Source organism: Paenarthrobacter sp. NyZ202 (assembly GCF_049860755.1).
Taxonomy (GTDB): Bacteria; Actinomycetota; Actinomycetes; order Actinomycetales; family Micrococcaceae; genus Arthrobacter.
Genome location: NZ_CP187556.1, coordinates 2,313,763 through 2,336,315, shown reverse-complemented (window position 1 = coordinate 2,336,315; position 22,553 = coordinate 2,313,763). Strand labels below are relative to the sequence as shown.

Below are 22,553 nucleotides of genomic sequence, written 5' to 3'. Positions count from 1 at the left end.
GTTCCTAACTGTTCCCGAAAATGTCGTGGTACGCCGCGGCCAGCCTCAGTGGATCATGGACGGGGCGGCGCCTCGAAGCCCCTACTTTACCCAACACAACTTCCGCGCCAATCATCCCCGCAGCTTTCTCGAAAGCTTTAAGGTCCGCTATGGCATCCGGGTCCGCCAGGACCACGTCCACGCTGAATTCGGGCGCGTAGCGGCGCAGGACATCCAGATGGTCAGCGGCCGTCATACCCGATGTCTCCTTGGTTTCCATGTCAAGGTTCATGGTCAGGCAGCGCTTGGCAGCAGTGCTCCCCAGGGCCTGGCGGAGTTCCGGCAGGAGTAAATGCGGCAGGACCGAGGTGTACCAGGAACCCGGGCCCAGGATCACCCAGTCGGCCAGCTCAATGGCTGTCAGGGCCTCGGTGCATGCCGGAGCTTCCTCGGGCAACAGCCTGACGTCCTCCAGCTTGCCCGCCACGGCGCATTTGGCCTGGCCCCGTACCGTCTGGAGCTCGTGGCCTCCATCCGGCAACTCCACCCGGGCCTGGCCCTCAATGGTCAAAGGCACGCTGGACATCGGCAGCACCTGGCCGCGTGCACCCAGCAGGGCACCTGCCCATTTGAGGCCCGCCACCGTGTCCCCCAGGAGTTCCCACAGCGTAACGATCAGCAGATTGCCCATGGCGTGGTGGTCCAGGGAGCCACCCTTTGCCGTACCGGCATTGAAACGGTGCTGCATGACATCGCGCCACGTCCTGCCCCAGTCGGTGTCATCGCAGAGCGCGCTGAGCGCCATCCGCAGGTCCCCGGGCGGGAGGACGCCGTACTCCTCCCGCAGACGCCCGGACGAACCGCCGTCGTCAGCTACCGTCACGATCGCCGTCAACTCGGACGTGAGCAGCCGCAGTGCGGACAGGGACGCGGCAAGGCCGTGGCCCCCGCCCAGTGCTACAACGGTGGGGCTCTTATGCTGCTGGCTGCCGGGTACGCCCTTGGGCGGGATCAGCGGCAGCGGGCCCGTCAGGACGCCCATTACTCCCGGCCCAGATCGCGGTGGGTGGTGGTGACGGTGACGCGCGGATATTGCGCCAACCGCTTGGACAGCTCGACGGCGACTGCCACCGAACGGTGCTTGCCTCCGGTACAGCCCACCGCCAAGGTGGCGTAGTGCTTGTTTTCCTGGCGATAGCCGTCCAGGACAGGTTCCAGGGCGCGGACGTAACGGTCCACGAACTCGTGGACGCCGTTGGCCGCAAGTACGTAGTCGCTGACGTCCTGGTCCAGTCCCGTATGCGGCCTGAGCTGCGGGACCCAATGGGGGTTGGGAATGAACCTGGCGTCAGCCACGAAGTTGGCATCCACCGGGAGGCCGTACTTGAAACCGAAGCTCATGACGTTCAAGCGCAGCGTGACCGGACCGGTGTCGCTGAAAAGTTCCGTGATGGCCGTTGCCAGGCCATGGACGTTGAAGTCGGAAGTGTCCAGCACAATGTCCGCGTGCTCGCGGAGCTCGCGCAGGACCTCCCGCTCTATGCCGATACCGTCCAGGATGCGCCCGCCCTCCTGCAGCGGATGGGGCCTGCGGCCTTGCTCGAACCTGCGGACAAGGACGTCGTCGCTGGCATCCAGGAACAGCACCCGGAACGTGATCCCGCTGGCGCTCAAGGCTCCCAACGCGGTCTGGATGTCCGTAAACAAATCCTTGCTGCGGACATCCACCACCACTGCCAGCTTGGGAATGGACTTGGGCGCGTGCGAGACGATCTCGGCCAGCGTGCCCAGCATCTGTGGGGGAAGGTTGTCCACCACGTACCAGCCGTGGTCTTCAAGGGCGTCCGAGGCGGTGCTTCGGCCTGCCCCGGACATGCCGGTGACCACCAGCAGTTCCGCCTCCGGGGGCTTGACGGGCGTGAGTCCGTCCTGCTCCGTGCCGGATCCTGCCGTCGAGTCGTCCATGCGTCGTCCCCGTTTCACTGAAGTGGCTGATGCAGCATGCCGCCGCCGGAGCGACGCACGCAGGACCGGCGGCATCGAGCCTGAGGCCACCGGTCAAGTTCTTACCCTAGCTAAGATTCGATGATTTCGCCGGTGGTCATGTTCACGGCGGGAGCTGCTTCGGCCTCCCCGGCTTGTGAGCCCAGGTGCTGGACGACTGCGGCGGCCAGTGCAGGGCCGATGCCCTTGGCGGACGTCAGTTCCTCCACGCTCGCTGCCTTGATCTTCTTCAACGAGCCAAAATGGGACACCAAGGCCTTCCGTTTGGCCTCCCCCAGGCCTGGAACGCCGTCCAGCGCGGACACTGTCATGGCCTTGCCGCGCTTCTGCCGGTGGAAGGTGATGGCGAAGCGGTGGGCTTCATCCCGGATCCGCTGCAGGAGGTAAAGGCCCTGTGAGGTTCTGGGGAGAATCACCGGGAAGTCGCTGTCAGGCAGCCACACTTCTTCCAGCCGCTTGGCCAGGCCAACCACGTAGACGTCGTCGATCCCGAGATCAGCCAAGGCACGCGCTGCCGCATTCACCTGCGGCTGGCCGCCGTCCACCACCACCAGGTTGGGCGGGTAAGCGAACTTCGCTTTGGGTGCCGGAGTGGTGGTGTCCGACGCCGGCACACCGGGTGCGTCGCCGGCACCAGTACCGGCGGGGCCGGCGATCTCTCCGGCGACAGGCACCTGGGCAACTTTGTCGTTGAGGTAGTGGCGGAACCGGCGCGTGAGGACGTCATGCATGGCCGCGGTGTCATCTGCTGCGGCCGGCCCTGTGATGGAGAACTTCCGGTAGTCGGACTTCTTGGGAAGGCCGTCCTCCACGACCACCATGGACGCCACCACGTTGGTCCCCTGCACGTGCGAAATGTCGAAGCACTCGATGCGCAGCAACGGCACGGGCAGTTCCAGGGCCTCCTGGAGTTCCTGAAGGGCCAGGGAACGGACCGTGATGTCACCGGCACGGCGGGTCTTATGGAGCTTCAGGGCCTGTTCGGCGTTCTCCCTGACCGTGGACATGAGGGCGGCCTTGTCACCGCGCTGCGGTACCCGGATGTCTACCTTCGCCCCGCGCAATCCACTGAGCCACTCGGTCAGTTCGGCCTGGTTGGCGGGTGTCTCGGGGACCAGGACTTCACGTGGCAGCCTGCCCTGGACTTCACTGTCCTCCCCGTAGACCTGCAGCAGGAGATGTTCGATGAGCTCCGGCGTCGTGGCGTCCTCAACCTTCTCCACCACCCAGCCGCGCTGGCCGCGGACCCGGCCACCGCGGACGTGGAAGACCTGCACCGACGCTTCCAGCTCGTCGTCATGGAGGGCGAAGATGTCCGCGTCCGTATCCTCGGCCAGGACCACGGCATTGCGCTCGAAGACCTTCCTCAGCGCAATGATGTCATCCCGGAGTCCGGCTGCCCGCTCATAATCGAGCTCGGCAACGGCAGCGGCCATGTCTTTTTCCAGGCGGTTGATGAAGCGCTTGGCTTCGCCGCCCATGAACGCACAGAAGTCCTCGGCAAGCACGCGGTGTTCCTCTGGCGTCACGCGGCCCACGCACGGCGCCGAGCACTTATCGATGTAACCCAGCAGGCAAGGGCGGCCGCTGGCCTGCGCGCGCTTGAAGACGCCGGCACTGCAGCTGCGGACCGGGAAGACGCGCAGGAGGGTGTCCATGGTTTCGCGGATTGCACCGGCCGTGTAGGGACCGAAATAACGGGTGCCCTTCTTGCGCTCCCCCCGCATGACCTGCACCCTGGGAATCTTCTCGCCCATGGTGACGGCAAGGTACGGATACGACTTGTCGTCCCGGAACATGACATTGAACCGGGGCTTGAATTCCTTGATCCATGTGTATTCCAGCTGCAGCGATTCCAGCTCGCTGCCCACCACAGTCCATTCCACGCTGCTGGCGGCGTGGACCATGGCGTGGGTCTTGGGCAGCAGTCCAGCCGGATTGGCGAAGTACGAGTTCAGCCTGGAGCGGAGGTTCTTTGCCTTGCCGACGTAAATGACCCGGCCGTGGGGGTCGCGGAACCGGTATACACCCGGATTGGTGGGAATTTCACCCGTTTTGGGTCGGTAACTTGCTGGATGTGCCACGACTCCAGTCTAGTGAAGGGGGCAGGCCTCCCCCGCCAGCGAGACCAGCCGCCGCTAGTCGAGCGACTTGCTCTGGTTGTAGCTTGTGGACCGCTCCTGTCCGCTCAATGCGGCGATGGCATCCATGATCCTGTCCGTCACTTCCCGGCGCGCAGGAAGGGAGTGGTCAGGGCCGGTCTTGTCGAAGTACAGCGGTTCGCCGACCTTCATGGTGAAGTGCTGGGGCCGCACGGCGTTCTTGTCGGCAGGCTGCAGTTTCTCGGTTCCGATCAGGCCCACGGGAATGACCGGGGCACCGGTGGTCAGCGCCAGCCACCCGACTCCGGTCCGTCCCCGATACAGGATGCCGTCCCGCGAACGCGTGCCCTCGGGATAAATGCCGATGCCCTTGCCGGCTTCAAGGATGTCCAGGAGGGTCTTCAGCGCCTGGACGCTGGCCGCCTGTTCACCACGCTCCACGGGGATGGAGCCGACAGCTTCGAAAAAGGACTTCATGACGGCGCCTTTGACACCCTTGGTGGTGAAGTACTCCGCCTTGGCGAAGAAGGCCACGGGCCGTGGCATCAAGGCCTGGACGATGACACTGTCCAGAAACGAGAGATGGTTCGGTGCAACGATGAACGGGCCGTCCGTGGGAACGTTCTCCAATCCCACGACGGTCGGCCTGCACGTGGTGGAAATCAGGCCCCGCGTCGTCCACCGGATCGCATCAAAGACTGCCATCGTTTTGTACCTCGCTCAGTGCCGCCGCACGGACAGCGTCAAGTTCTTCAATTTTGTTTCTCAGTTCCGCCGTCGAGTTGACGACGGCGACGGCGCCGGCTTCCTCCAGCTCGCCGTCGGGGGCAAAGCCCCACCTCACGCCTATGCAGTCGAGCCCGTTGGCCATGGCCCCGGCCACGTCCTGATGCCGGTCACCCACCATCACGGCCGGCTGGGAGTGGAGATCAGCCAGGGCCGCGCCAACTATCTCGATTTTTCCCGGCGCGGTATTGGCCGAGAGCGATTCGTCGTCGGCGGCACCCCGGATGGAGACAAAGAAGTCCGCAATGTTGTGGTGCTCCAGTACCAGCCGGGCGATGCCTTGGGGCTTTTGTGTAGCCACGGCTACCGGCCGTCCGGATTCGGCGAAAAACTCCAGGAGATCGTAGATGCCCGGGTACAGCTTGCTCTGGGCTATCCCCGTTTCCCGGTAATGGCGCCGGTAACGGGCAATGGTTTGGTCCACCAGTTCAGCAGGCACCTCTGCAAGGTTCAGGAGCGAATCACTGAGTTTCGGGCCCACCATGGCGTTGAGGACAGCCTGATCCGGGACAGGAAGGTCCATTTCGCGAAGGGCAGCTGAGATGCCGCCTGTGATTCCGCCTGCAGGATCGACAAGGGTGCCGTCCAGATCGAAGATTACGGGCACCTTTGTTTGAGTCACCGGGTTAGTTTCCCACAAGTAGCGGCATGCCTGAAACTCGCATGCCGCTACCGGAATACTTCCAGGGCGTGACGATGTTGCCTACCGGCCAGCTGGCTCTGCTGTGAGGCCTTAGCCGAGAATCTCGGCCAGGAACGTTCCCGTGTGGCTGTCCGGGGACTTCGCTACGTCCTCGGGCGTGCCCGTGGCTACGATCCTGCCGCCTCCCGAACCACCGTTGGGTCCGAGGTCCACGATCCAGTCAGCGGACTTGATGACGTCAAGGTTGTGCTCGATGGTAATGACCGTGTTGCCCTTGTCCACCAGCCCCTGAAGTACCATGAGCAGCTTGCGGATGTCTTCGAAGTGAAGCCCGGTGGTGGGTTCATCCAGAACGTAGATGCTGCGGCCGTTGGACCGTTTCTGGAGTTCCGCCGCGAGCTTCACGCGCTGGGCTTCACCCCCCGAGAGGGTGGTGGCGGGCTGGCCCAGGCGCACATAGCCCAAACCAACATCCACCAGGGTTTTCAGGTGCCGGGCAATCGGAGTGAACGCCGCGAAGAACTCCGCAGCCTCCTCGATGGGCATGTTCAGGACATCCGCGATGGTCTTGCCCTTGTAATGGACTTCCAGGGTTTCCCGGTTGTACCGGGCACCATGGCAGACCTCGCAGGGCACGTAGACGTCCGGCAGGAAGTTCATCTCGATCTTCAGCGTGCCATCGCCGGAGCAGGCTTCGCACCGCCCGCCCTTGACGTTGAAGGAGAAGCGCCCGGGCAGGTAGCCGCGGACCTTGGCCTCGGTGGTTTCGGCGAAGAGCTTGCGGATGTTGTCGAAAACGCCGGTGTACGTTGCCGGGTTGGACCGCGGCGTACGCCCGATGGGGCTCTGGTCAACGTGCACCACCTTGTCCAGGTGCTCCAGCCCCTGGACGCTGCGGTGACGGCCCGCCACCTGCTTGGCGCCATTGAGCTTGTTGGCAAGGACCTTGTAGAGAATCTCGTTCACCAGCGTGGACTTGCCGGACCCGCTGACACCAGTGACGGCCGTGAAAAGGCCCAGGGGGAACGCGGCGTCAACGTTGTTGAGGTTGTTCTCCCGCGCGCCGACGACTTTGAGCTCCCGCTTTTTGTCGTACTTGCGGCGCTTGGCCGGGACCTCGATCCTGCGGCGGCCGGACAGGTAGTCGCCGGTTAACGATTCCGTGTTCTGCAGCAGTTCCTTGTAGGGGCCCGAGTGCACCACCTGGCCACCGTGCTCCCCGGCACCTGGTCCGATGTCCACCACCCAGTCGGCCTCGTGGATGGTGTCTTCGTCGTGCTCCACCACAATCAGGGTGTTGCCGAGGTCCCGCAACCGGGTCAGGGTCTCAATGAGCCGCCGGTTGTCACGCTGGTGCAGGCCGATGGAGGGCTCATCGAGCACGTACAGCACGCCCACCAGACCGGAACCGATCTGGGTGGCCAGCCGGATGCGTTGCGCCTCGCCACCGGACAGCGTGCCCGATGCCCGCTCCAGGTTCAGGTATTCAAGCCCAACGTCCAACAGGAACGTCAGCCGGGCCTGGATCTCCTTCAGAACCTGGTGGGCGATCTGCGCTTCCCTGCCGGTCAGGGTCAGGTTGCCAAGGAAGGCTGCGCATTCCCGCATGGGAAGTGCGGCTACCTCTGCGATGGACTTTCCGTTGATCAGCACGGACAACGACGCGGGATTCAGCCTGGCACCGTTGCACTCCGGGCACGGAATCTGGCGCATGTACTCTTCATAGCGGTCGCGGGCCCAGTCGGAGTCGGTTTCACCGTGCTTGCGGTGGACGTACTGGATGGCGCCCTCGAATCCGGTGCTGTATTTCCGTTCCCGGCCGAACCTGTTGCGGTACTGGACAACTACCTTGTGGTCCTTGCCGTGAAGGACAGTGTTGCGGACATCCTTGGGAAGCTTCTCCCAGGCCGTGTCCATGGAAAAGCCAAGTTCCAGGGCGAGGCCTTCAAGGAGACGGTTCCAGTACTCCGTGGTGGCGGTGCCCAGGGACCAGGGAGCGATGGCGCCTTCCCCGAGGGAAAGCTCGGGATTGGGAACAATAAGTTCCTCGTCCACTTCCAGCTTGGTGCCGATGCCGCTGCACGCGGAGCAGGCACCGAAGGGGTTGTTGAAGGAGAACGACCGGGGCTCGATCTCGTCGATGGCCAGCGGGTGCTCGTTGGGGCAGGCGAGGTTCTCCGAGAAGGCCCGGATCCTTGCCGGATCATCGGCCTCCAAGTCCACGAACTCCACCAGGACGCGTCCCTCCGCCAGGCCAAGGGCGGTCTCCACCGAGTCCGTCAGACGCTGGCTGATGCCTTCCTTGACCACCAGGCGGTCAACCACCACCTCGATGGTGTGCTTGAACTGTTTGCCCAGCTTGGGAGCCTCGTTGAGCTGGACCAGTTCACCGTCAACGCGGGCGCGTGAGTATCCCTTGGCTGTCAGTTCCTTGAAGAGGTCGACAAATTCGCCCTTGCGTCCGCGGACCACGGGAGCCAGGACCTGGAACCGCGTGCCGCTTTCGAGCTCCAGCAACTGGTCGACAATCTGCTGCGGGGTCTGGCGGGCAATGGGCTCGCCACATACCGGGCAATGGGGACGTCCCACCCGGGCCCACAGAAGACGCATGTAGTCGTAGATTTCCGTGATGGTGCCCACCGTGGAGCGGGGGTTCTTGCTGGTGGACTTCTGGTCAATGGAAACCGCGGGTGACAGGCCTTCAATGAAGTCCACATCCGGCTTGTCCACCTGCCCCAGGAACTGCCGGGCATAAGCGGAAAGGGATTCGACGTAGCGCCGCTGCCCTTCAGCGAAGATGGTGTCGAAAGCCAGGGAGGACTTGCCGGAACCGGAAAGGCCCGTGAAGACGATCATTGCATCGCGCGGAAGATCGAGGTCCACGTTGCGCAGGTTGTGTTCGCGGGCGCCCTTGACGACCAGCCGGGACAGGTCCGGCCGGGTGGGCTTGTCATCGGGAACGACAGAGACGCTTTTCAGGGATTCGATGGCAGTATCTTCAGCTAAGGCTTTGGGCACGCACCCAATGCTAATCGAAAACTTCTTCGAACCGCCATGTCGTTCCTCACACCCTGCCGTCGGATTTCAGTCGGCGTCGTAGGCTGCGGCGAAAAGTTGCACCGCCTCGGCGAAGGAAGCCCCCTGGGCCTTCGCTGCAGCGGCATACTGGGCCGCGACGGCCGCCAAAGCGCCCCATCTGTCGTCCCTTGGACACACCACGGTTCCGTTGCGACCACGGGTGGCCACCACCCCTGCCGCTTCCAGCTCCTTGTAGGCGCGGGCAACAGTATGCGGGGCCACATCCAGCACGCCGGCCAGGTTGCGGACCGGCGGAAGCTTCGAACCGACCGGGAGTTTACCGGAGTCCGCGAGTTCAATGATCCGGAGCCGCAGTTGGTCAAAAAGCGCAACCCCACTGTTGGTATTGGGGCGCCACGAACCGGGGAAGCCGTCTGCCGGCGTCACCGTGAACACCGGCCTGCAACCGGCGCCATGCCCACCGGGTATTGCTCAACGAAGCGTCCTTGGTCCATGCCGAGAATTAGACCAGCGTCGCCCTGCGGGTACAAGCCGTTAAGAGCCGGTGCGTTGCGTCCGCCGCTCACGGGTTCTTCCGGCCGACAGCAAAAATCCGGCGGAACGGATACACGGTGCCGTGATGGGTCGGGGGATAAGCCTCCCGCAGCAACGCGGAATACTCAGTCTCGAACGCTGCGGCATCTTCCGGGGACAGAACATCAAGGATCGGACGCAGTCCCGTCCCCCGAACCCATTCGAGCACCGGATCCTTGCCCTGCAGTACCTGCTGGTAGGTGGTTTCCCAAGCGTCAGCCTGGCATCCGGCGTCGAGCATGATACCCAGGTAGTCCGACGGTGCGGCGACGGCGCCGTCGTGCCGGAGAACGTCCCCTGCGCGTTCCGCCCACTGCGGGGAAGCGGCAAGGGACCGCATCAGGGTATGGGACGGTGACGTGAAATTTCCCGGAACCTGCAGGGCGAACCAAGCCCCCGGCTTCAGTGCCCTGAGCCACGTTGCGAGCATGTCCTGGTGTCCCGGAACCCATTGGAGCGCCGCGTTCGTGATGACGACGTCGGTGTCGTCATCCGGCACCCAGTCAGCAATATCGCCATGGACAAAGGACAGGTTGGGCGATCCCCCGGCAACAACAGCAGCTTTGGCCAGCATCTCGGGCGAGGAGTCGAGGCCCACGATGCTTGCGTCCGGCCAGCGCTCCGCGAGGGTGGCCGTCAGGTTCCCGGGGCCGCACCCGAGGTCGACCACCTTCCGTGGAGCCTCAGCCTGGACCCGGGCGACGAGGTCGTGGAACGGGCGGTTGCGATGGTCGCCGAACTCCACGTATTTTGACGGATCCCACTTCATACGGCCTCCTCGCGCCTGCTCCACTGCTGGGGCGAGCCTAGTCCTTCCGGGCACTAAGCTGGAAACCAATGAAACTTCTTGAGCAGCTTCCCGGTTCCGCCGCCGATGGTCCACTGGACCCGGACGAGATCTACACGCGGTTCGTTGAATGGACCGGGAGCCGCGGACTGCAGCTCTACCCGGCCCAGGATGAAGCGATCATGGAGCTCGCATCCGGCTCCAATGTGATTCTGGCCACTCCCACGGGATCGGGAAAGTCGCTGGTTGCCATTGCCGCGCATTTCGAAGCGATGGCCCGCGGCCGGCGCAGCTATTACACGGCGCCCATCAAGGCACTGGTGTCCGAGAAATTCTTCGCGCTCTGCGAGATCTTCGGCGCCGAAAACGTGGGCATGATCACCGGCGACTCCGGGGTCAACCAGGACGCGCCGATCATCTGCTGCACGGCAGAGATCCTCGCGAACACCGCTTTGCGCGAGGGTGCGGCCGCGGAGCTTGGCGCTGTCATCATGGACGAGTTCCACTTCTACTCGGACCCGCAGCGGGGCTGGGCGTGGCAGGTGCCGCTGCTGGAACTCCCCCAGGCACAGTTCCTGCTGATGTCAGCCACCCTGGGCGACGTCACGCGGTTCGAAAAGGGACTCAGCGACCTGACAGGCCGCCCCACCACCACGGTCAGCTCCGCCGAACGCCCGATTCCGCTGCACTACTACTACCAGGAGACACCTGTCCACGAGACCCTCGAGGAACTGCTCTCCACCAAACAGGTTCCGGTCTATGTGGTGCACTTCAGCCAGGCCGAGGCGATTGAGCGTGCCCAGAACCTGATGAGCATCAATATGTGCAGCCGGGAAGAAAAGGACCGCATCGCTGAGCTCATTGCCGGTTTCCGCTTCGCTGCCGGGTTCGGGAAGACCCTCAACAGGCTCGTACGCCACGGCATCGGAGTCCACCACGCAGGCATGCTGCCCAAGTACCGCCGGCTTGTTGAGCAGCTCGCCCAGGCGGGGCTCTTGAAGGTCATCTGCGGAACCGACACCTTGGGGGTGGGCATCAACGTGCCCATCCGCACCGTCCTGCTGACGGCGCTGAGCAAATACGACGGCGTACGCACCAGGGTGCTTAACTCCCGTGAGTTCCACCAGATTGCCGGCCGCGCAGGACGGGCCGGATACGACACTGCCGGTACGGTGGTGGTCCAGGCGCCGGAGCATGTGGTGGAGAATGCGAAGGCCATGGCCAAGGCAGTGGCCAAGTTCGGCGACGACCAGAAGAAACTCCGGCAAGTCGTCAGGAAGAAGCCACCGGAGGGTTTCGTCAGCTGGGGTGAGTCCACGTTCAAGCGGCTGGTCGAATCCGTACCCGACCCGCTGTCTTCGAGCTTCACGGTCAGCCATGCCATGCTGCTGAACCTCGTGGAACGCCCGGGCGATCCCTTTGAAGCAACACGCCGCCTCCTCACCGGGAACCACGAATCCAGGGCGTCCCAGTTGAAGCTGATCAAAAAGGCCCTGGGAATCTACAGGGAACTGCTGGCGGCGGGCGTGGTTGAACGAATCCCGGAAGCAGACCAGGATGCGGAGGGGCGCGGGGTCAGGCTGACTGTCCATCTGCAGCCAAACTTCGCGCTCAACCAGCCGTTGTCGCCCTTCGCGCTGGCAGCCTTGGAACTCTTGGACCCGGAATCGCCTTCCTACGCGCTGGATGTCGTCTCCGTCATCGAGTCCACCTTGGAAAAGCCACGGCAGATCCTTTCGGCGCAGCAAAAGAAGGCCCGCGGCGAGGCAGTCGCCGCCATGAAGGCGGACGGCATCGATTACGACCAGCGGATGGCGATGCTCGATGAGGTCACCTATCCCATGCCGCTGGCGGACATCCTGGGTGAGGCGTTCGAGGTCTACCGCAAGGCGGCCCCGTGGGTGGGCGACTTCGAACTTGCTCCCAAGTCGATCATCCGGGACATGTACGAGCGGGCCATGAACTTCGGCGAGTTCGTCCAGTTCTACGGCCTCGCGCGGTCCGAGGGGATCGTGCTGAGGTACCTCGCTGATGGTTTCAGGGCCCTGCGCCAGACCGTTCCCCAGGACCTGCTGCGCGAGGACCTGGAAGACCTGATTGCCTGGCTTGGGGAACTGGTGCGCCAGGTTGACTCCAGCCTGCTGGACGAATGGGAAGAGCTCACCTCAGGGCTTGCCCCCACTCCCCACGACGCTCCCCCGCCGCCACCCCCGTCGCTCACCTCGAACATCCGGGCTTTCCGGGTCATGGTGCGCAACGAGATGTTCCGGCGCGTGGAACTGTTCGCGGATGAAGACTCCGCAGCCTTGGGCGCGCTGGACTCCGATTCCGGCTGGGATGCCGAGCGTTGGGAAGACGTCCTGGATGACTACTTCGACGAACACGATGACATCGGAACGGGCCCCGACGCCCGGGGCCCGGGTCTGTTGATCATCAACGAGGAACAGGGGACGTGGCGGGTCCGCCAGATTTTTGACGACCCTGCCGGAAACCATGACTGGGGTATCTCAGCGGACGTTGATCTTGCAGAGTCGGACCGGACCGGAACGGCCGTGGTGCGCGTGACCAACGTTAATAGGTTGTAGGCGGCGCGGGCATGGAGGCGGTGGTCCGGCTGGTGTCCTGCTTACGGACCCTCGACGCCCTCCGCCACGCGCGTCCTGCCTCTGTCACCGGCCCACGCCGTTGGTGGGCTGCTCCGCCTGAAGCCCTGGATGTCGAAGGCCTCGCCCTGGGCTCCGTGGCCGCGGCCGCCACCGCACTGAATGCCCTGACCGGCAGGCAACCGAGCTCCGTTGAGGCCGGACGCGTCGCCGCTGCCTTCGACTCGCTGGGGCACCTGCGGGTAGACGGACGGAAACCGGAGGGGTTCGCACCCATGTCCGGCTTCCGGAGGACAGCGGACGGGTGGATCCGGTTGCACGCCAATTACCCCCACCATGCTGCCCGACTCATGGAAGCGCTGTCCGCGGCAGGTCCGGGAGACGTCGACCGTGCCCTGCTGGACATGAAGGCCTTGGACGCCGAGGCCGTGATCGCGGCTCATGGAGGTGCTGCGGCGGCTGTTCGCTCGCGGGAGGAATGGCGGTCCTCGCCCCTCAGTGCGGCCACCCAAGGGCCCTGGATATCCTTCACCCCGGCAGACCATTCCGGTGCGCGGAACGGCTGGGTTCCGGACAGGGATGCCGGCCGTCCGCTCGACGGACTCAGGGTGCTGGACCTGACGCGCGTGGTGGCAGGCCCCACCGCAACCCGGCTCCTGGGAGCCCTTGGTGCTGATGTCCTACGTGTCGACCCGCCAGGCATGCCCGAGCTCGAGGACGCTTTCGTGGATTCCGGGTTCGACAAGCGCAGCGTCAAACTGGACCTTGCCCGGCAACAGGACCTCCAGCGCGTGCGCGCCTTGTTGGACGGCGCCGACGCAGTCATCACCGGGTATCGTGGTGGCAGTCTGGACCGCTATGGACTGGATGCGTCCGCGCTGCTGCACGACAGGCCAGGGCTGGTGGTGGCCACATTGACCGCGTGGGGACACGAAGGGCCGTGGACAGCACGCAGGGGCTTCGACAGTCTGGTCCAGGCCGCCTGCGGTATCGCTGAACGTTATGGACAGGACAAAGCCGGCTGGCAGCCGGGTGCGCTTCCGGTCCAGGCCCTGGACCACGCGACCGGATACGGCATTGCAGCGGCCGTGCTTGCCCTGCTGGCGGAGCGGCGTGACAAGGGCACAGGAGGCGCGGCCCGGCTCTCGTTGGCAAGGACGGCAGAGGAACTCTTCGTGCTCCGCCCTGCCGAGGGGACCCCGGACACACTTCCCGCTCCCGGCTACCGGTTCTCCGACAGCGCCTACGGCAGGCTTCGGTTCGTGGATCCGCCGTTGATGCTCGACGGCGGTCCGCTCACCTACCGCTCCGCCCCGGTCCCCTATGGTTCCTCGGAACCCCGATGGCAGGATCCAGCGGGACTGCCCTAGTAAGCTCGGATCCATGAGTGTAATCCGCCCTGCCACCGTTGAAGACGTCCCTGCAATCCTCCGTATGATCCACGACCTCGCGATCTACGAGAAGGAACCGGACGCCGTCAAGAACACCCCGGAGAAACTGGCCGATGTCCTGTTCGGTGAGAACCCGCGGGTGTATGCAACCATTGCCGCGAACGCCGCCGGAGCGGTGCAGGGCTTCGCGTTGTGGTTCCTTAATTACTCCACGTGGGAGGGTGTCCACGGCATCTACCTGGAAGACCTCTACGTGGTTCCGGAAGCACGCGGAGAAGGCCACGGGAAGGCTCTCCTGCAGCACCTGGCAGCGACCGCCGTCGAACGTGGCTACGCCCGGGTGGAGTGGAGCGTGCTGGACTGGAACGAACCCTCCATCAACTTCTACAAGGGCCTGGGTGCAGTCCCCATGGAGGAATGGTCAACCTTCCGGCTGACGGGCAGTGCCCTTGAGTCCTTCGGGAGCAGGGACGGCGCCGGCAAGGCACTCGCTCATGGTTGATCTCCGCAGCACCCCGGCGGCCGTGCACACCATCAAGGCCCGGCACGAGTTCCGTGGCCTGAGAACGGCCGAGCATTTTTTCACGGTCCCGCTGGTGCATGGTCCGGACAGTGCCGGCGAAACCATCACCGTGTTCGCCAGGGAGTACTCCTCCCTTGAACACAGTGCAGCGGAGGCCGCCGACCTCCCCTGGCTGCTCTTCCTGCAAGGCGGTCCAGGCGGCCGGGGCAACCGCGTCACTTCCCTGTCCGGATGGATGAAAGCCGCGGCGCGTGACTTCCGCATCCTGATGCTGGACCAACGTGGAACGGGGCTGTCGACGCCTGTTGAGCAGCAATCACTGGCGCTCAGGGGCGATGTCAGCGCCCAGGCCGAATACCTGACCCACTTCCGCGCAGACTCGATCGTGGCGGACGCCGAATTCATCCGCGGTGTCCTTGGCTCGGAACCGTGGACGGTCCTGGGACAAAGTTTTGGTGGCTTCTGCGCCTTGACTTACCTGTCCTTCGCACCGGAAGGCCTGCGGGAAGTCCTCATCACCGGTGGGCTGGCTCCCCTGCATGGCCCGGCGGACCGGGTCTACCGTGCTACGTTCCGCCGCGTTGCGGCCCGCAACGAGGAGTACTTCCACTGGTATCCGGGAGACCGCGGCATCGTCACCCGGATCGCCCGGCATCTCGAGGTTCAGCCGGAGTTCCTGCCCAGTGGCGAGAGGTTGACGCCGGAGCGTTTCCAGATGGTGGGATCGTTCCTGGGCGGCAACACGCGTGTCCATGCACTGCACTACCTGCTCGAGGACGCCTTCATCCCCACCCCGGCGGGAGACAGGTTGTCCCAGGTATTCCTGGAGCAGGTGCACAGCCAGGTCAGCCGCGCAGCCAACCCCTTGTACGCCGTGCTCCATGAGTCGATTTACGGACAGGGCGAGGCTACGGACTGGGCGGCCTGGCGCGTGCTGGAAGACTTCCCGGAATTCCTGCCGGGGGCAGAGCATCCGCTGCTGACGGGCGAAATGGTCTATCCCTGGTACTTCGAGCAGGACCCGGCACTGGTGCCGCTGGGACCAGTGGCCGAAAAACTGGCTGCGATCAAGGACTGGGCACCCCTATACGACCTCCAGCAGCTTGCCGTCAACACTGTTCCAGTGGCAGCCGCAGTGTACCGGGACGACATCTACGTTGATCACGATCTGTCGCTCGAGACCGCGTCGTCGGTCCGTGGCCTCCAGCCGTGGGTCACCGATGAATTCCATCATGACGGTATCGGTGAGGACGGAGAGGGCATTTTCCGGCGGCTCTTGGGTATGGTCCGGGCAGGCTGACCGTCGCGGGCAGCCGGGTTATGCCGCCTGCTCCGTGGCAGGTCCGTCAAGCGGGCCCTGCGGGGGCACCTGCGAACCACTCCGTGCCGCGGTGGTGAGGGTAATCGCCAGCACCGCCGCGGCCAGTGCACCGGAAACGATGTTGAGGCCCTGGTAGCCGATCCATGCAAGGATGACGCCCGAGGTGGCCCCGCCCACGGCTCCCGCAGCACCCATGAGGGTATCCGATACGCCTTGGACCGTCACCCGCTGGTCATCGGCAACACTCTCGGCCAGCAGCGTTGACCCGGCGATCGTGGCGGCCGACCACCCGAGGCCCAGGCTGATCAGGCCAAGGGTGACGAGTACCGGCTCGTACTGCCCGAATCCTGCAACCACGACGGCCACGAGCAGCAGGCCGTACCCCATGGCGATTGTCTGGAGCCGTCCTGCCTTGTCCGTGAGCCATCCCCACATCGGTGACAACGCGAACATGCCGGCGATGTGCAGGGAGATGGTCAGGCCGATGACCACCAGCGCATCAGTGCTGTCCGTGGCTGCATGGTGGCCCGAGTGGGAGCCGGCCAGCATCTGCTGAAGGTGCAAAGGCGTCATGGACATGACGGCAACCATGATGCCATGGGCGCCAATGACGGCCGCGAGGGCAAGCCCTGCCCGTGGGGACGACCGGATGGCCGCGAGTCCTGAACGGATGCTGCCCCTGGCCGCGGATGCGGCCGGGCCGGCGGCTTCGGACGCGAGCCGGCGCGCCAGCAGGAGCGGGTCCGGGCGCAGCCCAAAGAAGAGCACTGCCGCGGCCAGGAACAGGCCGACCGCCGAGAAGACAAAGGGTCCTGCGATGGGCGGCAGCCCCAGGGCTTCGCCCACCACAGCTCCTGGCTGGATCAGGTTGGGCCCGGCTACGGCTCCGATGGTGATAGCCCAGACAACGATGGAGAGCGACCGTCCGCGGTGTTCCGCATCAGCGAGGTCCACGGCGGCAAACCGCGCCTGGAGATTCGCTGCGGTACCAAGACCCAGCAGCGCTGCCCCCAGCAGCAGGAGCAGGAAGGACGCCGCCACCACCGACCACATGATCAGCAAAGCGCCAACCAGTGCGGACACCAGGCCCGTCACCAGTCCAACCCTTCTGCCACGCCGTTCTGCGAGCCGTGCCAACGGCAAGGCAGTGAGGGCCGCGGCGAGCGTCAGCACCGTGGTGATCGATCCCGCCCAGGCTTCCGAACCTGACAGGTCCACAGCAAGCAAGGAGCCAATGGACAGCGTGGCACCATTGCCAATACCGCTGAGGAGCTGGGCAGACCCCAGCAGGAAAACAGTACGGCGCTGGACCCCTTGGGGGTCCAGCGCCGTAGGAGAAATGGTAGTCACCTCATGAGACTACAACTTCCCGTGGCCGGTTACTCGGCTTCGCTCATGCTCTTGCGGGCATCTTCTTCGAGACGCTCGTCGATCTTGGCCTGGCGTGCTGCCGGGCTCAGCAGGCTCGCCACAACGGCGATGACGATCGTGCCCACGATCACACCCAGGGAAACGAAGGTGGGGATCTCCGGAGCCCATTCGATGTGCTGGCCGCCGTTGATGAACGGCAACTCGTTGACATGCATGGCGTGCAGGACCAGCTTCACACCGATGAACGCGAGGATCACGGACAGGGCGTGCTTGAGGTAGATCAGGCGGTTCATCAGGCCACCCAGCAGGAAGTACAGCTGGCGAAGGCCCATGAGCGCGAAGATATTGGCGGTGAACACAATGAAGGCGCTTTGGGTGAGGCCGAAGATCGCCGGGATGGAGTCCACTGCAAAAAGGAGGTCCGTCATGCCGATCGTGATGAACACGATGAGCATGGGGGTGAAGACGTTCTTGCCGTTGACCGTGGTGCGGATCTTGCCGCCGTCGAAAGTCTCCGACATGGGCAGAACCTTGCGCAGGCGGGTGATCAGCGCGTTTTCGGTGTTTTCCTCATCCTCGCCGGAATCCTTGGCCTGCTTCCAGGCGGTCCAGAGCAGGAACGCACCGAAGATGTAGAACACCCAGCTGAACTGCTCGATGACCACGGCACCGAGGGCAATGAAAATGCCGCGCAGGATCAGGGCAATGATGATGCCCACCATCAGCACTTCCTGCTGGTACTTCCTGGGCACCGAGAACCGGGCCATGATGATGATGAAGACGAAGAGGTTGTCGATACTGAGGCTGTACTCAGTGACCCAGCCTGCGATGAATTGTCCACCGTATTCGTGGCCGGCGAAGAAGAACATCGCAACAGCGAAGATCAGTGCCAGTGTCACGTAGAAGGCGACCCAGAGGCCGGCTTCCTTCATGGACGGTTCGTGGGGACGCTTGACGACCAGCAGGAGGTCGATCAGCAGGATGATTCCGAGGACGACAAAGGAGCCGACCTCAAACCAAACGGGAAGCTGCATGAAAATGCCTTTCGCAGGGTACGGGAAAGCGGTGTAAGTCTCTCCGGCCTGCCGGGTGCGGTGATGGCGATGCGGCGGCCCGCTACGTCCGGCGAGGCATCTGTGCCTTGCGTGCTGACGATCGTAGCGCTTGGGATACTCCCCTACGTGACCTAAACCTTACCTTAGGCGTGCCCTGCGGATTGCATCTGGCGTAATTCGCGCTTCAACTCCTTGACTTCGTCGCGGATCCTTGCCGCAACTTCGAACTGCAGTTCGGCGGCCGCGCCGTGCATCTGTTCCGTCAGTTGTTCGATCAGCCCGACGAGGTCCTCGGCCGGCGCCGCCGCGAGGCCGTCCTGCCGGACAGCCGCAGCAGCCTTGGCTGTGGACTTGCTGCGCTTGCCACCCTTGGCCAGGCGGTTGTTGTTCAGCAGTTCCTGGGTATCGGCGTCTTCCTTCGCCAACTGGTCGGTGATGTCCGCGATCTTCTTCCGCAGGGGCTGCGGATCGATGCCGTTGTCCTTGTTGTACTTCACCTGGATGGCGCGGCGCCGGTTGGTCTCGTCGATGGCCTGGGCCATGGAGTCGGTGATCTTGTCCGCGTACATGTGCACCTGCCCCGAGACGTTTCGGGCGGCACGGCCAATGGTCTGGATGAGCGACGTGGACGAGCGGAGGAATCCTTCCTTGTCAGCGTCGAGGATACTGACGAGGGACACTTCCGGAAGGTCAAGGCCCTCACGCAGCAGGTTGATGCCCACCAGGACGTCAAAGACGCCCATCCTGAGCTCACGGAGCAGTTCAACCCTTCGCAGGGTGTCTACGTCCGAGTGCAGGTATTCCACCTTTACGCCGTGGCCTACAAGGTAGTCTGTGAGGTCTTCGGCCATCCTCTTGGTCAGGGTGGTCACCAGTACGCGTTCGTCCTTGGCGGTGCGGATCCTGATTTCGTCCAGGAGGTCGTCGATCTGCCCCTTGGTGGGCTTGACTACTACCTCCGGGTCCACCAGGCCTGTGGGGCGGATGATCTGCTGGACGAAGCCGTCCGCCTTGCCGAGCTCGTATTTGCCGGGAGTTGCCGAGAGGTAGACGGTCTGGCCAATCCGTTCCAGGAACTCATCCCATTTGAGCGGGCGGTTGTCCATCGCTGACGGGAGCCGGAAGCCGAAGTCCACCAGGTTCCGCTTGCGGGACATGTCCCCCTCGTACATGGCACCGATCTGGGGGATGGTCACGTGGGATTCATCAACCACCAGCAGGAAGTCGTCCGGGAAGTAGTCCAGCAGGCAATGGGGAGCCGTGCCCGGTGCGCGGCCGTCAATGTGCGCCGAGTAGTTTTCGATGCCGTTGCAGAAACCCATCTGCTGCATCATCTCGAGGTCATACGTGGTGCGCATGCGCAGCCTTTGGGCCTCCACCAGCTTGTTCTGGCTTTCCAGGACCTTCAGGCGGTCGGCCAGCTCATCTTCAATCCTCTTGATGGCACGGGACATCCGTTCCGGACCGGCTACGTAGTGGGATGCGGGGAAGACGTACATCTCGTCCTCGTCCCGGAGGACCTCGCCAGTGAGCGGGTGGAGCGTCTGGATATTCTCGATCTCGTCGCCAAAGAATTCGATCCGGATCGCCAGTTCCTCATACATCGGGATGATCTCCACGGTGTCTCCACGGACGCGGAAGGTGCCGCGATGGAAGTCCATGTCGTTCCGGGTGTACTGCATGGAGACGAACTTGCGCAGGAGGTGGTCACGGTTGAGCTCCATCCCCCGCCGCAGCGTCACCATCCCGGCGATGTACTCTTCCGGCGTACCCAGGCCGTAGATGCAGGAGACGGTAGCGACCACCACGACGTCGCGCCGAGTAAGCAATGCATTGGTTGCCGAGTGCCGGAGCCGTTCCACTTCTTCGTTGATGGAGGAGTCCTTCTCAATGAAGGTGTCAGTCTGCGCCACGTAGGCTTCCGGCTGGTAGTAGTCGTAATAGGAGACGAAGTACTCCACGGCGTTGTTGGGCAGCAGCTCACGGAATTCGTTGGCGAGCTGCGCCGCAAGCGTCTTGTTCTGGACCAGCACGAGGGTGGGCCGCTGCACCTGTTCGATGAGCCAGGCGGTGGTGGCGCTCTTGCCGGTACCGGTGGCGCCCAGCAGGACGACGTCCTTCTCGCCATTCCTGATTCGCTCCGTCAGTTCGGCAATGGCTGCCGGCTGGTCGCCCGCCGGGCTGTATTCGCTGATGACCTCAAACGGCGCGACGACACGGTTGATCTCCTGGGCAAGGCTCATGATGTTAATCTACCCCTGCCCACGGACAGCTACTGTCCGGGATTGCCGCTGGAGTGATGAGGAGCATACGACGGCGGCACCCACCCCGTGCGGGCGGCCCACTCTTCCATGGCCGGCCAGGCGACGTCGGTGAACCAAGGCTCCTTAGCCTCCGCATAGGCCGCGGTGCCTTGGACATCCGCGAATTCGGCCGCAAGGCCGCGCTTGTGTGATGCGTACAGCGCGCGGGCCGCTGCGTCGGATCGGAGCCAGTCCCTGAACATCAGGGCATACCTCCACCCCGGGGAACCTGCTGCGCGAACATGAAGGTTTACCGGGCGCCCGGGATCGGCGTTGGCATGGAACCGTTTCTCCCACAGCGACGGGTCCGGGAGGGAAGGTTTGGGAGTGTCCCGGTTGGCGTGCGGCACTGCGGGAAAACCAGCCGCAGCAAGCAGTGGAGCGATCCTGTCGGCTGTTCCCATATCTGCCACGGCGACCTGGAGGTCGATGACATCCTTGGTCGCAAGCCCCGGTACAGAAGTTGAACCCACGTGGTCCACCGCCTGGATGTCCTCCCCTGCGGCCAGTCGTATCCGGGCCGCGAGCCGCGCTGCTGCCGGTTCCCAGACGGGGTCGGCCTCCACCAGGACAGCTCCCTCCGTTCTCGGGGCACGCACGCCGGCTGCCAGGTTCCCCGCGAACGGGACCAGCCGGTGGAACCACAGGGAATCCACGCTGCGAAGGAGTTCTTCACGGCTCCCCGAGTTGTCCAAGACCACGTCGGCTGCAGAGATCCGGTCATCCCGGGACGCCTGCGCCGCCATGCGCGCATACGCGTCGGCTTCCTGCATGCAACGCAAATCCACCATCCGCCGCAAGCGGACATCGTCAGGGGCATCCACCACCACCACCAGGTGGAAGCTGCTCCCCTGCCCTGTTTCGACCAGCAGCGGAATGTCCTGCACCACGATGTCGCCCTGCCCCGCCCCCTCCAGGATTTGTGCAGCCGACGCGCGGACCAATGGATGGATGATGCTGTTGAGCACCTCCCGCCTCGCTGGGTCGCGGAAGACGATGGCGCCCAGTTCCGCACGGTTCAGCCGTCCGCTGACATCCAGAATCTGGTCACCGAAGGCCTCCACTACCCGGGCGAGGCCGGGGGTTCCTGGTTCCACCACCTGCCGCGCCAGGAGGTCCGCGTCAATGAGGGTGGCGCCCAACTCCTGCAGCCTCGCAGCCACCAACGACTTTCCCGAGGCGATGCCGCCCGTCAGCCCTATTTTCAGCACCCCTCCACACTAGACTGAAGCGGTGGATTTTTCGGAAGACAGCCTTGCGACGAGCTACACCACCCTGGCGGCCGGGCCGGACTTCCGCCACGAGCTTGAGGTCCGCCGCTCACGGTTCATCACCGTCCTGCGGCGGTCGCCGGATGAGGAAACGGCGCGGTCGCTGGTGTCCGAACTGCGCAGGGAATTCCACGACGCCAGGCATCATTGCTCCGCTTTTGTGATCGGTCCGGACCGGATGACGCAGCGGTCGTCCGACGACGGCGAACCGTCCGGGACGGCAGGCATCCCGATGTTGGAAGCACTGGTCAAACGTGAGACGGCAGTCGGGGTGGCTGACCTCAGCGACATCGGTGCCGTCGTCGTGCGCTATTTTGGCGGCATCCTGCTGGGTGCCGGTGGGCTGGTGCGGGCGTATTCGGAGTCCGTCTCCGCCGCACTGGAGACGGCGCCGCTGGTACGGCGGAGGCGATTGCGGCTGTGCGATGTGGGGGTGCGGCACGCCGATGCAGGGCGGCTCGAAAACGAATTGCGCAGCAGCGGCTTCGTGATGGCGGAGACAGAGTACCAGGCGGGGCAGGCCGTTCTTCGGGTGGCGCTTCCGGATGAAGCGGAGGCGATCGGGGAAGCACAGGCACGCGTTGCAGCCTTCACTGCCGGCAGCTCTATCCTGGAGCCCCGGGGCACTGAGTGGATCGACGTACCCCGCTGACCAACGGCCGCGCCACGCACACTAATGCACCACGCAGACACATTCGCCTCGCAGACGAACGCACCTCGCAGACAAAGACAAAGCAGAAGGACCCCTGCCGTGCGGCAGGGGTCCTTCTTTGGCTATTCAGCCCAACCCGTGAGGGTGGCC

The 22,553-nt window shown here is 64.1% G+C and carries 17 protein-coding genes; 5 read left to right on the top strand and 12 right to left on the bottom strand.

Features of this window, described 5'->3' with window-relative positions; all coding sequences use genetic code 11:
• Window positions 1–4: 4 nt before the first annotated feature.
• From ACPFL9_RS10795 to ACPFL9_RS10760, 8 genes are all read right to left on the bottom strand, one after another.
• A complete protein-coding gene (locus ACPFL9_RS10795; protein WP_426002588.1) occupies window positions 5–1,021 on the bottom strand; it encodes a gluconeogenesis factor YvcK family protein in 1,017 nt (338 codons plus the stop codon).
• Window positions 1,021–1,944 (bottom strand): RNase adapter RapZ, encoded by a 924-nt coding sequence (rapZ, locus tag ACPFL9_RS10790; protein WP_426002587.1) that lies wholly within the window; start codon window positions 1,942–1,944, stop codon window positions 1,021–1,023. Before rapZ ends, ACPFL9_RS10795 begins: the two co-directional genes overlap by 1 nt.
• Window positions 1,945–2,054: 110 nt before the next feature.
• A complete protein-coding gene (uvrC, locus tag ACPFL9_RS10785) occupies window positions 2,055–4,067 on the bottom strand; it encodes an excinuclease ABC subunit UvrC (RefSeq protein ID WP_426002585.1) in 2,013 nt (670 codons plus the stop codon).
• Window positions 4,068–4,121: 54 nt separating this feature from the next.
• A complete protein-coding gene (locus tag ACPFL9_RS10780; RefSeq protein ID WP_426002584.1) occupies window positions 4,122–4,790 on the bottom strand; it encodes a lysophospholipid acyltransferase family protein in 669 nt (222 codons plus the stop codon).
• Entirely contained in the window at window positions 4,777–5,493 is a 717-nt protein-coding gene (locus tag ACPFL9_RS10775) for an HAD hydrolase-like protein (RefSeq protein WP_426002582.1), read from the bottom strand. The genes ACPFL9_RS10780 and ACPFL9_RS10775 overlap by 14 nt, the downstream gene beginning before the upstream one ends.
• Window positions 5,494–5,604: 111 nt before the next feature.
• Window positions 5,605–8,532, bottom strand: coding sequence for an excinuclease ABC subunit UvrA (uvrA, locus tag ACPFL9_RS10770; RefSeq protein WP_426002581.1), 2,928 nt, complete (start codon window positions 8,530–8,532; stop codon window positions 5,605–5,607).
• A gap of 66 nt (window positions 8,533–8,598) precedes the next feature.
• Window positions 8,599–8,979, bottom strand: a complete 381-nt coding sequence (locus tag ACPFL9_RS10765) for a GntR family transcriptional regulator (RefSeq protein ID WP_426002577.1) — start codon at window positions 8,977–8,979, stop codon at window positions 8,599–8,601.
• A gap of 136 nt (window positions 8,980–9,115) precedes the next feature.
• Window positions 9,116–9,895, bottom strand: coding sequence for a trans-aconitate 2-methyltransferase (locus tag ACPFL9_RS10760; protein WP_426002575.1), 780 nt, complete (start codon window positions 9,893–9,895; stop codon window positions 9,116–9,118).
• A gap of 68 nt (window positions 9,896–9,963) precedes the next feature.
• On the opposite strand from ACPFL9_RS10760, the gene ACPFL9_RS10755 reads away from it, so the two are divergent.
• The 4 genes from ACPFL9_RS10755 to ACPFL9_RS10740 are packed head-to-tail and all read left to right on the top strand — an operon-like array spanning window position 9,964 to window position 15,730.
• Window positions 9,964–12,498: a DEAD/DEAH box helicase gene (locus ACPFL9_RS10755; RefSeq protein ID WP_426002573.1), complete on the top strand. Its 2,535-nt coding sequence runs from the start codon at window positions 9,964–9,966 to the stop codon at window positions 12,496–12,498.
• Between the two features lie 11 nt (window positions 12,499–12,509).
• Entirely contained in the window at window positions 12,510–13,886 is a 1,377-nt protein-coding gene (locus ACPFL9_RS10750; protein WP_426002572.1) for a CoA transferase, read from the top strand.
• A gap of 13 nt (window positions 13,887–13,899) precedes the next feature.
• A complete protein-coding gene (locus ACPFL9_RS10745; protein ID WP_426002571.1) occupies window positions 13,900–14,409 on the top strand; it encodes a GNAT family N-acetyltransferase in 510 nt (169 codons plus the stop codon).
• Window positions 14,402–15,730, top strand: a complete 1,329-nt coding sequence (locus tag ACPFL9_RS10740) for an alpha/beta fold hydrolase (protein ID WP_426002570.1) — start codon at window positions 14,402–14,404, stop codon at window positions 15,728–15,730. The genes ACPFL9_RS10745 and ACPFL9_RS10740 overlap by 8 nt, the downstream gene beginning before the upstream one ends.
• An 18-nt stretch (window positions 15,731–15,748) precedes the next feature.
• Here the strand turns inward: ACPFL9_RS10740 and ACPFL9_RS10735 are convergent, their stop codons facing one another.
• The 4 genes from ACPFL9_RS10735 to coaE all read right to left on the bottom strand — a co-directional run bounded on the left by ACPFL9_RS10735 (window position 15,749) and on the right by coaE (window position 21,691).
• The gene (locus tag ACPFL9_RS10735; protein WP_426002569.1) at window positions 15,749–17,101 is read right to left on the bottom strand and encodes an MFS transporter; all 1,353 of its coding nucleotides are present in this window, start codon (window positions 17,099–17,101) and stop codon (window positions 15,749–15,751) included.
• A gap of 29 nt (window positions 17,102–17,130) precedes the next feature.
• Entirely contained in the window at window positions 17,131–18,156 is a 1,026-nt protein-coding gene (locus ACPFL9_RS10730) for a TerC family protein (RefSeq protein WP_426002567.1), read from the bottom strand.
• Window positions 18,157–18,320: 164 nt separating this feature from the next.
• Window positions 18,321–20,420: an excinuclease ABC subunit UvrB gene (uvrB, locus tag ACPFL9_RS10725; RefSeq protein ID WP_426002565.1), complete on the bottom strand. Its 2,100-nt coding sequence runs from the start codon at window positions 20,418–20,420 to the stop codon at window positions 18,321–18,323.
• A 29-nt stretch (window positions 20,421–20,449) separates the two neighbouring features.
• On the bottom strand, window positions 20,450–21,691 hold the full coding sequence (gene coaE, locus ACPFL9_RS10720; RefSeq protein WP_426002563.1) for a dephospho-CoA kinase: 1,242 nt from the start codon (window positions 21,689–21,691) through the stop codon (window positions 20,450–20,452).
• A 22-nt stretch (window positions 21,692–21,713) separates the two neighbouring features.
• Between coaE and ACPFL9_RS10715 the strand changes: the two genes are divergently transcribed.
• The gene (locus ACPFL9_RS10715) at window positions 21,714–22,403 is read left to right on the top strand and encodes an IMPACT family protein (protein ID WP_426002561.1); all 690 of its coding nucleotides are present in this window, start codon (window positions 21,714–21,716) and stop codon (window positions 22,401–22,403) included.
• Window positions 22,404–22,553 lie beyond the last annotated feature (150 nt).